Below are 9,245 nucleotides of genomic sequence, written 5' to 3'. Positions count from 1 at the left end.
AGAATCACTTTATCAAATCGAGAATAACTTTTTTAAGTGAGGCAATCATGGCACAAGCGGCAATGAATATTGACAACATCGCTACTTCTTCTTTGGAAAAGAAGGCCTATTCAGTAACTATCAAAGGATTGATTGCTCATTTTGTTGATGTTTTATTTGGTAAAGGCCAGACAATATCAACACATTACACATCTGAATTATCAGAGCATTTACAAAAAGACCTTGGTCTATATCGTTAAGTGCTTATTAAAAACACAAAAGCCAGCATTCGTGCTGGCTTTTTTATGTCTGTCGTTTTTACATGGTCACTTTTCGTTTTCAGCTAGGTTAAGTAGCGCCATTGCACAGCTTACGCTAGTCGCAAGAACATCAATCACACCCGTTCTTAATGCACCCATTATGGATAGAGCTTTGCGGCTTTCACTGGCCATTGCAATCACGTTAGAAATTTGTCGTAAATCTTCCATTTCAAGGCCAATAACGCGCCCACGCATTAATGTATCTGCGTTTGTACCATCTAATTTAAAGAAGTCAAAACCACCGATATCACCCACAATCCCATCATTCAAACGAGCTTCAACAAACTCTCTTGGAGTAAAGAAACCTAATTTAACCATGTGACTATTTTCATCCATATCGCCAATACCCACCAAGGCAAACTCTGCTTTACGAGCTTGATTTAAGGTTTCTTTGATAGTGGTGTGCTCCATAAAAGCAGATCGTAAATTAGGGTCATTGACATAAGCGGGTGCGTACAATGTTTCACTGCTACCACCATATTTTTTAGCAAGTCGACGGCAAATGTGATCGGCATTAATAATGTCGCCGCTGCGATGAGTTCCGCCAATAGCTGACACAAATCGAGCATTACGATGAGAGACAATTCCCGCGTGATCTGCCACGGCTGCTACGTTTTGACCTTGACCAACCGCTACCGCCATGTCGTCTTGTAAATTATTATTTAAATACGAACTCACTAATGCCGCAACTTGTTTACGTTGTTCATTGGTATTTGGCTGATCTAATGAAATTAAAGCGCGTTTTAAATTAAAGGTTTCAACTAATTTTTGTTCAAGTTGAGCACTGTATACTGGGTGAAACTTAACGGTGATCTCAACAATGCCTTCTTCCCGTGCTTTTCTCAGCATTCGTCCGACTTTAGCGCGAGATAGACCGAATTTTTTGGATATCTCCTCCTGAGTAGCCCCTTCTTGATAATAAAGAATGGCGATTTCAGTGAGCATATCGGTGTTTTCAGTTTGGTCTTGAGAAGGCAATAGGGTCATAAACGTCCTAACTTAATAATTCAGCAAGAGTGATTGGTTTAGAAATCAACCCTAGTTTCTGTGCTGGCGTGATGCCAAGTTTATCCTGATGACAGAGATTATGCCATGCTCTGAATATATCGAGTAGTGGAAGTAAACTTGCAGGACGTAATTTTCGTCTTGGTTCATCGACTAAACTGGTAAATTGGGCATAAAAACGCGCTTGATACTCTTTCGAAGAGGTCGCAGAGGCACGCTTCAACCAATAGATTTCATTATTTTCAGCGCCATTAAGATGACAGATCCCTTTGTGTTGCCCATTAACTTCGGTAAATGCCCAGCGATCTCGCCACCAACCAACAAGATGAATATCAATTTTTTCACCACTTTGCTCTAAGGGAAATAACGAGTCTTGAGTAACATACAATAAATCAATACTGTTTTCTTTAATGCGTTCTAAAAAGACCGACATAGCAGCAGAGCGCAGCATTGGCTCTTGAGGCATATATAGTTCAATAGAATGACAGTGTGCAAAGGCTTGTTGTATATCTAAAAAATGGGCATAAGAAGTATAAGGTGCTCTGATCAACGCGCCTTTAGATGGGTAATTTAATGTAACGTAATTACCTAGTGGATCTTCCACATTAGCTCTAGCAAGGATCTCTTGATATTTGTTATCAACACGCTTAAAAATAGAATCTTCAGTCAGTGAGGCTTGCGAATGTGCTTCGCCAATAAAGGTCTTTGGTAGAAATTGAGCATCACTTTGAAAAGGGTCGTGATCAGGTAGCGTTCCAGGTAGATCGCATTCTGAGTAATTGATGTGTTGAGCAATAACATAGCCAGAATTCATTTCAGCCGTAGCATACCAAAAAACCCCATTATTGCTTAAGGGCTGTAAAGGCGTTGCATTTGAAGCAAGTTGGATTTCGGTTCTGTCGTGTTGTAAGCGTGTATCAAACAACGATACGTGGCGACGACATCGGTTGGCTATTTGATTGATGTGATCATAAAAGGTTTTAGGATTTATATGTAATCGGCGGCAAATTTCACGTACAGAGTAACCAGTAAATAAAAAACCTAAAATCTTTTGTTGAATAAGATTTTTTTGATTCTCACCAGACCATTTATCAACAAAAGTTGATGCACAACATTTACAGCGATAGCGTTGACGATCGCCGCTATAACCAAACGCATGATAAAGCTCACGATGGGTTAATACATCGAGGCCAAAATGATCACAGGTTGAATTATTGCATGAAGGCAATGAGTGAGATTGAACGGTTCGTTGTCGAGCCAGCTCATTTAATACCTCATTGTTATTGATTAAGGGAGGAAAAGCACCACATTTCCGGCAAACTAATGCTGGTCGCTTAGGGTTAGTGCGTTGAACTAAATAATGTTGTTCATTGCTATCACCAAAATTGTCACACGCCAATGTTTTACAAAAATTGAGTTGTAACCCCGTAGCAGCCAACGGCAGTTTTTCAGTAGGCACTAGACACCCCTTATGGATTTTTGAGCGCCAGCGTTAATTACTGGCGTAAACATGATTACAATTTAATCGCTGTTTCTAGTGCTACAATCATCATGTCATTGAATGATTTTTGACGATCTTCAGAGCTTAATTTCTCACCACGTTTGATATGATCAGAAACCGTTAGAATAGTTAGGGCTTTTGCACCTAAATCAGCGGCTACACCATAAATGCCAGCAGCTTCCATATCAACACCAAGAATGCCTAATTTTTCCATTTTGTCGAATAGGTCAGTTTCTGGAGAGTAGAAAAGATCTGCTGAGAATACGTTACCTACTTTTACCGGTACATTTAACTCACGCGCTTGAGCAACCGCTGTTTCTAATAAACCGAAATCTGCGATAGCTGCGAAGTCATGGTTGTTGAAGCGAATACGGTTTACTTTTGAATCCGTAGAAGCACCCATACCAATAACAATGTCCATCAATTTAACGTCATCGTGTACTGCGCCACAGCTACCAACACGGATAACATTTTTTACGCCGAATTCAGCGATAAGCTCATGAACATAGATACAACATGATGGTATACCCATACCGTGACCCATTACTGATACTTTTTTACCTTTATAAGTACCCGTGTAACCAAACATATTACGAACATCACAGACTTGCGTTACGTCTTCTAGGAAGTTTTCAGCAATGAATTTTGCGCGCAATGGGTCACCAGGCATTAGAACTGTTTCTGCGAAATCACCAACTTGTGCATTAATGTGTGGGGTAGCCATAATAAGGTCTCCGGTCTAAATAATTAAAATGAAATTTGCTATAACTAAAATTGTTGAACAATCTTGTTCGATATGTGGCTATTTTATGCCTATATTTTAAGGGGTCATGAGATTAAGGTCACATTTTCTTATTGATTTTACATTGTTTTCGTTATTGATAACTAAATTTGTTGAAAGTGCATGGGTAGTCGCAATTTTTGTTGGGTCCTAGTTTTAATAGCATTCTCAGTTTTAATACGTAGGCTGAGTTTTTTATTTCTCATTCTCAATTAGATTGAACTTATTATCTTCTAAGAGGATGATGCGAAGTCTTACTATTTTATATCATGATTATTAAGTGAGTAAATTTGATGAAAGCAAAAAACAAACAATACGCTGTAATTGGTTTAGGTCGTTTTGGATTAACGGTGTGTGAAGAGCTAAATCAATACGGTTCTCAAGTTCTTGCGATTGATATTAATGAAGAACGAGTAAGGAAAGCGACAGATTTTGTTTCTACCGCGATAGTGGCGAATTGCGCTAATGAAGAAACGATTTCAGAGCTAAAACTTGATGAATACGACATGGTCATGGTAGCGATTGGTTCCGATATTAACTCCAGTATATTAACAACCCTAGTGTTGAAAGAAGCAGGTGTAAAAACCGTATGGGTAAAAGCGAATGATAAATTTCACGCTAAAATATTAACTAAAATTGGGGCGGATCATATCATTCTTCCTGAGCGAGACATGGGGATCCGCGTCGCAAGGAAAATGCTAGACAAGCGTGTGTTTGAATTCCACCAATTAGGCAGTGGATTAGCGATGACAGAAATTGTCATTGGTGGTCAAAACATGGGTAAAACGTTAGGGCAGCTTGATTTTTGTCAGATGTCGGATGTGAAGATCCTCGCCATTAAACGCGGTCCAGAAATAGAGACTGCACCTGAGCACAGTAAAATGTTAGAGATAGGGGATATTCTGATTATTGTTGGCCCTGAAGAGCAATTGGCCAAAAAAATTAGAAGCTTATGAATTACTTACCTAAACGTGGTTTATTCCCAATAAAGAATCATAAAAAAACGAAGGAGTGGTCTGAGCCTAGGATCATCCTTTTTTCGTTTTTGGCGATCCTACTGCCATCGGCGGTATTATTGACACTGCCTATCTTCTCTGTATCGGGTTTGAGCTTTATGGATGCCTTGTTTACAGCAACTTCTGCCATTAGTGTGACTGGATTAGGGGTTGTTGATACAGGAAGCCACTTTACGATCAGTGGCAAAGTGCTGTTAATGTTCTTGATGCAAATTGGTGGTCTTGGGCAAATGACCTTATCTGCAGTTTTGCTGTATGTTTTTGGTTTACGGTTGAGTTTACGTCAACAAGCCTTAGCAAAAGAGGCGTTAGGGCAAGAGAAAAAAGTGAACTTACGTAAGCTAATTAAAAGCATTATTTGCTTTGCATTAGTTGCAGAGTTGATTGGTATGATTATCCTATCTTTTCGATGGGTCCCCGATCTTGGCGTTGCGAAAGGTCTGTTTTATGCGGCATTTCACTCTATCTCTGCATTCAACAATGCCGGATTCTCACTGTTTTCAGACAGTTTAATGGGGTATGTCGGTGATCCTTTGGTTATCTTAACGCTATCGTGTTTGTTCATTGGTGGGGGTTTAGGCTTTACCGTTATTGTGGATTTAGTAAAAAACGGCTCAAAAGGATTCCATCGCTTACAACTACATACAAAAATAATGCTTATCGCAACACCAACGTTATTGTTAGTTGGTACCTTATTTTTCTATGTACTTGAGTACAATAACCCGAATACCTTAGCGTCATTATCGGTAGGCGAACAATGGTTGGCGGCTTTTTTTCAATCAGCCAGTGCACGTACAGCTGGTTTTAATAGTGTTGATTTAACGCAATTCACTCAACCAGCTTTATTTATTATGATCATATTAATGTTGATTGGTGCCGGTTCGACTTCTACGGGGGGCGGGTTGAAAGTATCGACCATTACAGTTGCTGCAATGGCGACATGGACTTTCTTACGTCAGAAAAAACACGTTGTGATGTTTAAAAGAACCGTGGGGTGGCCTATTGTCACCAAGTCCTTGGCTATTATTGTGGTCAGTGGCTCTTTATTGTCCATTGCGATGTTCTCATTGATGCTTACTGAAAACGCAGGCTTTGATAAGGTGATGTTTGAAGTAATTTCAGCCTTCGCAACGGTGGGTTTAACCGCTGGTTTAACGGCAGATTTATCAGAGAAGGGGAAGTTTATTATGATCATCGTGATGATTATTGGTCGTATCGGTCCTTTGACTTTAGCGTATATGGTTGCAAGGCCTCAAAAATCATGTGTGAAATACCCTGAAGAAAATGTCTTAATAGGCTAATGTTTTAGCTAATATGATATAAAAAGGGCATATCAAATAAACTCGATATACCCATTTTTAATGGATATTTATTGCCTTAATTTACGATTCAATAGGTAACTGCTCAACTTTAAGTGTTTGAGTTGGGAAAGCTATCTCAGCGTTGTGTCGGCTAATGATGTCCCCAATCTTAATTAATACATCTTGCTTTACATTATGATATTCAATCCAGTTAACTGTTTTGGTAAAGGTATATACCAATAAGTCTAATGACGAAGGACCAAAACCATTAAAGTTCACAATTAAGGTTTGGTTTGAATCAATATCATTATGCTCAATCAGCATTGCTTTAATGTCGCTAACAATCAGTTCTATATTTTTGATATCATCATAGCGAATACCAATGTCTTCTTTTATACGACGGTTCAGCATACGTGATGGGTTTTCCACGACGATACTGCTAAATACTGAGTTAGGGACATAAAGAGGGCGTTTATCAAATGTTCTAATCACCGTCATTCGCCAACCAATATGTTCAACAGTTCCTTCTAGTGAACGGTCAGGAGAGCGGATCCAATCACCGACTTTAAATGGGCGATCAAAATAGATCATCATGCCACCAAAGAAGTTAGATAATAAATCCTTGGCAGCTAAACCGACAACTAAGCCACCAACACCACCAAAGGTTAATAAACCAGATAAGCTCAATCCCATGCCTTGCATTAAAGACAGAAGCCCTAGCGAGATAAAAATAAGGCGGCTGACTTTGCCTAAAGCAAGTACGGTTGTTTCATCGTGTTTTGGATTGGTTAGTACTTGTTTTTCAATTAAGGAGGTTAATCTTAACGCTGACCAAATAAAGCTCCACACAAGGATAAAGGCCTGTAATTCAGGTAACCAATTTGTGCTGAAATGAGTATGTGTTGCCAATAGTATTTTTAAAGAGGCAGTGGCAGGCCATAACCAAATAACAAGCGTAATAGGGGAGGAGATAGCCATAATGACAGCATCATCCCAAGGGAGTTTAGTTTTGGTTGCAATATGATGAAGACGTTGAACAATAATGCGCCAAGATAACCAAAGAAAAGCACTAAATAAAAAGATCACGATGATATTTTGTGCCCAATCGTGATCTTTAAATTCTAACAGGGTATTCCACCAATCAAGGAAACGAGTCATTGATAGTTCTCTTTTATTTTAAAAAAGATAGCTTATCACTTCGCTTGCCCAAAAAAAGTAGATAAGGAGAAATATCATGGTAAAAATGGCCCATGCAATGACAGCATGCTTCATTTTTGGACTATTCCCCGTGAGTTCTGCGTATCCGGTTAACATTGGCTTAATTAAATTAATACCTTTGAGTCGATAAAAGAAAACAGCGGCAATGTGTAAACCAATAAACCCTAGAAGAACATCAAAGTTTTGATGGTGTATTTGAGTTAAAAATCCACTTATATCATAACTAACTAATGAAGCCAGAGGACCTTCTGAAAGAATATCATCATTACTGAACAACCCAGTGACTAACTGTAATGTCAGTAAGAATAATAAACCTAAGACCATGTAACCGCCCGCAGGGTTATGGCCGATAGAGTGAGATAATTTTCCTTTCTTCTCTAATGATAAGTAACTAATCGCTTTTTTAGGAGAAGTGACAAAGTGAGAGAACTTAGCGGTATCACTTCCAATCACTCCCCAAATAATTCTTGTTCCTAATAATGCCATAAGAAGGTAGGCAAGCGTAAAATGCCACTCCATCAGCCCTTCGTCCGCGGTGTACCAAAGTGAGCCAAGCAATGCGACTTGGCTCCAATGATAAACTCGGATAAAACTATCCCAGATTTTCATGAACGTCCTTTATTATTACTTAGCTTTGTAATCGGTGTGACACGCTTTACAGTTTTTAACTGTCTTACCAAAGGCTTTACGGATCGCTGTTTTATCACCCTTATCTGAAATACTTGCTAGTGCAGCCGCATCTTCTTGAAATTGAGCTAGACGAGCTTCAAAATCCGGAAAGTTTTTCCATACTTCAGGTAATGCGTTCGTTTTACCTTTATCAGAGCCTTCAACATAGAATGCATCTAATGGCATTAGGGTTAGTTGAGACAGTTGATTGGCACGTTTAGCAAAAATTACATCACTCCATTCTGTTTTACCTTTTACCATTTCTCCCATTTCGCTGACATTACCAGCAATCATTGTAAAAGCGGCTTGGCGATATTTAATGGCTTTGTTCGCTTCGTTAAAAGTGTGCGCTAAAACAGAGGTTGAAGCGAAAAGAGTAGAAGCGATAATTAGTGCTTGAATTTTTTTCATGTTGAGACTTCCTTGATTTGTAATTATTTTAAGTCTTTATTATATGAAATGATCGATAAAAGAAGTAGTTAACCATCACAACATTTACACATTATTTACACTTTGTGCAAAGCCGCACAAAAAAGGAGGGTAATTTGATGGCTGCATCAAAAAACAAAGTGCGTATAATGGCATTGTTATTTTTATAAGTAGGCTTGTTCGTTTTTATGCGCATTTTAAATATTACAACGCATCCAGATCTAGATCATTTAGACAACAAAAAAATTCTCCAACGTAATGCAACTCGCGCTATCGTATTGAAAGGTGAAGATATTCTACTGTTATATACAGAGCGCTATCACGATTATTCATTACCCGGTGGTGGTATTGATGAGGGTGAAGATGTTATTGCAGGATTAGTAAGAGAGATAGAAGAAGAAACCGGCGCTAAGAATATCTCTAATATTGAGCCGTTCGGTATCTATGAAGAATTCCGTCCTTGGTATAAGCATGAGTGTAATGTACTGCACATGATTTCGTATTGTTATACCTGTGATACAGACAGAGAGCTAGGCGATACGAATTATGAAAGCTATGAGATCCGTAACGGCATGAAACCAGTATGGATTAATATTCATGAAGCTATTGCTCATAACGAAAATATTATTGCTCATAGCGAGAAAAAGGGCATGAGTATAGAGCGCGAAACTTTCTTACTTCACCTTATCGTAAAAGAGCGTTTACATGTTCAATAAAGAACAAATCCTAAAATTAACTCAGATGAAAATGCCTTTTGGTAAGTATGCAGGTCGTGTACTTATCGACGTTCCTGAAGAATATCTATTATGGTTTGAGCGTAAGGATGGCTTTCCAAAAGGAGAACTCGGTGAGTTAATGGCGCTATGCTTAGCAATGAAAATTGAAGGATTAGATGAAGTCATTCGACCATTGAAATATAAGCGATAATGTATAAATAAAAAAGCATGAGTGGGATTCTCATGCTTAGTTTATTTATAGCATGTTAGGCGAGAAACCCCAGTGTTCAGCTTGCTGTCGCTGGGATGA

The 9,245-nt window shown here is 38.7% G+C and carries 11 protein-coding genes; 5 read left to right on the top strand and 6 right to left on the bottom strand.

Annotated elements, in window-relative coordinates; translation table 11 throughout:
* Window positions 1-47 precede the first annotated feature (47 nt).
* A complete protein-coding gene (locus Q1K78_RS16160; RefSeq protein WP_300181243.1) occupies window positions 48-239 on the top strand; it encodes a hypothetical protein in 192 nt (63 codons plus the stop codon).
* A gap of 66 nt (window positions 240-305) precedes the next feature.
* On the opposite strand, the gene Q1K78_RS16155 is transcribed toward Q1K78_RS16160, so the two are convergent.
* Genes Q1K78_RS16155 through deoD form a run of 3 tightly spaced genes read right to left on the bottom strand, consistent with a single transcriptional unit; the run spans window position 306 to window position 3,529 of the window.
* Window positions 306-1,286 (bottom strand): sugar-binding transcriptional regulator, encoded by a 981-nt coding sequence (locus Q1K78_RS16155; RefSeq protein WP_300181240.1) that lies wholly within the window; start codon window positions 1,284-1,286, stop codon window positions 306-308.
* Between the two features lie 7 nt (window positions 1,287-1,293).
* Window positions 1,294-2,763: a lactate dehydrogenase gene (locus Q1K78_RS16150; RefSeq protein ID WP_300181237.1), complete on the bottom strand. Its 1,470-nt coding sequence runs from the start codon at window positions 2,761-2,763 to the stop codon at window positions 1,294-1,296.
* 55 nt (window positions 2,764-2,818) lie between these two features.
* The gene (gene deoD, locus Q1K78_RS16145; protein ID WP_300181234.1) at window positions 2,819-3,529 is read right to left on the bottom strand and encodes a purine-nucleoside phosphorylase; all 711 of its coding nucleotides are present in this window, start codon (window positions 3,527-3,529) and stop codon (window positions 2,819-2,821) included.
* 350 nt (window positions 3,530-3,879) lie between these two features.
* Here deoD and Q1K78_RS16140 point away from each other — a divergent pair, with 350 nt between their 5' ends.
* The gene (locus tag Q1K78_RS16140) at window positions 3,880-4,542 is read left to right on the top strand and encodes a TrkA family potassium uptake protein (protein WP_300181231.1); all 663 of its coding nucleotides are present in this window, start codon (window positions 3,880-3,882) and stop codon (window positions 4,540-4,542) included.
* Entirely contained in the window at window positions 4,539-5,903 is a 1,365-nt protein-coding gene (locus Q1K78_RS16135; protein WP_300181228.1) for a TrkH family potassium uptake protein, read from the top strand. The genes Q1K78_RS16140 and Q1K78_RS16135 overlap by 4 nt, the downstream gene beginning before the upstream one ends.
* Before the next feature lie 81 nt (window positions 5,904-5,984).
* Here Q1K78_RS16135 and Q1K78_RS16130 read toward each other — a convergent pair whose 3' ends face one another.
* The 3 genes from Q1K78_RS16130 to Q1K78_RS16120 are packed head-to-tail and all read right to left on the bottom strand — an operon-like array spanning window position 5,985 to window position 8,201.
* Window positions 5,985-7,061 carry a mechanosensitive ion channel family protein gene (locus tag Q1K78_RS16130; RefSeq protein WP_300181225.1) on the bottom strand — a complete coding sequence of 359 codons (1,077 nt, stop codon included), beginning with the start codon at window positions 7,059-7,061 and terminating at the stop codon, window positions 5,985-5,987.
* Between the two features lie 18 nt (window positions 7,062-7,079).
* Complete coding sequence (locus tag Q1K78_RS16125; RefSeq protein WP_300181222.1) at window positions 7,080-7,730, bottom strand: cytochrome b/b6 domain-containing protein; 651 nt, start codon at window positions 7,728-7,730, stop codon at window positions 7,080-7,082.
* Window positions 7,731-7,745: 15 nt separating this feature from the next.
* Entirely contained in the window at window positions 7,746-8,201 is a 456-nt protein-coding gene (locus Q1K78_RS16120) for a cytochrome c (protein WP_300181219.1), read from the bottom strand.
* A 206-nt stretch (window positions 8,202-8,407) separates the two neighbouring features.
* Between Q1K78_RS16120 and Q1K78_RS16115 the strand changes: the two genes are divergently transcribed.
* Both Q1K78_RS16115 and Q1K78_RS16110 read left to right on the top strand, forming a co-directional pair.
* Complete coding sequence (locus Q1K78_RS16115) at window positions 8,408-8,935, top strand: NUDIX hydrolase (protein ID WP_300181216.1); 528 nt, start codon at window positions 8,408-8,410, stop codon at window positions 8,933-8,935.
* Window positions 8,925-9,146 carry a DUF3820 family protein gene (locus tag Q1K78_RS16110; protein ID WP_300181213.1) on the top strand — a complete coding sequence of 74 codons (222 nt, stop codon included), beginning with the start codon at window positions 8,925-8,927 and terminating at the stop codon, window positions 9,144-9,146. The genes Q1K78_RS16115 and Q1K78_RS16110 overlap by 11 nt, the downstream gene beginning before the upstream one ends.
* The last annotated feature ends 99 nt before the right edge of the window (window positions 9,147-9,245 follow it).

Origin of the sequence: uncultured Aliivibrio sp. (assembly GCF_946479765.1) — a bacterium.
Taxonomy (GTDB): Bacteria; Pseudomonadota; Gammaproteobacteria; order Enterobacterales; family Vibrionaceae; genus Aliivibrio.
This window is presented reverse-complemented; position numbering and strand designations above follow the sequence as displayed.

What these genes read in the sequence shown, in the direction of transcription:
- Q1K78_RS16160 (WP_300181243.1), top strand. Translation starts at nt 48, where the DNA reads ATGGCACAAGCGGCAATGAATATTGACAACATCGCTACTTCTTCTTTG.
- Q1K78_RS16155 (WP_300181240.1), bottom strand. Translation starts at nt 1,286, where the DNA reads ATGACCCTATTGCCTTCTCAAGACCAAACTGAAAACACCGATATGCTC.
- deoD (WP_300181234.1), bottom strand. Translation starts at nt 3,529, where the DNA reads ATGGCTACCCCACACATTAATGCACAAGTTGGTGATTTCGCAGAAACA.
- Q1K78_RS16140 (WP_300181231.1), top strand. Translation starts at nt 3,880, where the DNA reads ATGAAAGCAAAAAACAAACAATACGCTGTAATTGGTTTAGGTCGTTTT.
- Q1K78_RS16135 (WP_300181228.1), top strand. Translation starts at nt 4,539, where the DNA reads ATGAATTACTTACCTAAACGTGGTTTATTCCCAATAAAGAATCATAAA.
- Q1K78_RS16130 (WP_300181225.1), bottom strand. Translation starts at nt 7,061, where the DNA reads ATGACTCGTTTCCTTGATTGGTGGAATACCCTGTTAGAATTTAAAGAT.
- Q1K78_RS16125 (WP_300181222.1), bottom strand. Translation starts at nt 7,730, where the DNA reads ATGAAAATCTGGGATAGTTTTATCCGAGTTTATCATTGGAGCCAAGTC.
- Q1K78_RS16120 (WP_300181219.1), bottom strand. Translation starts at nt 8,201, where the DNA reads ATGAAAAAAATTCAAGCACTAATTATCGCTTCTACTCTTTTCGCTTCA.
- Q1K78_RS16115 (WP_300181216.1), top strand. Translation starts at nt 8,408, where the DNA reads ATGCGCATTTTAAATATTACAACGCATCCAGATCTAGATCATTTAGAC.
- Q1K78_RS16110 (WP_300181213.1), top strand. Translation starts at nt 8,925, where the DNA reads ATGTTCAATAAAGAACAAATCCTAAAATTAACTCAGATGAAAATGCCT.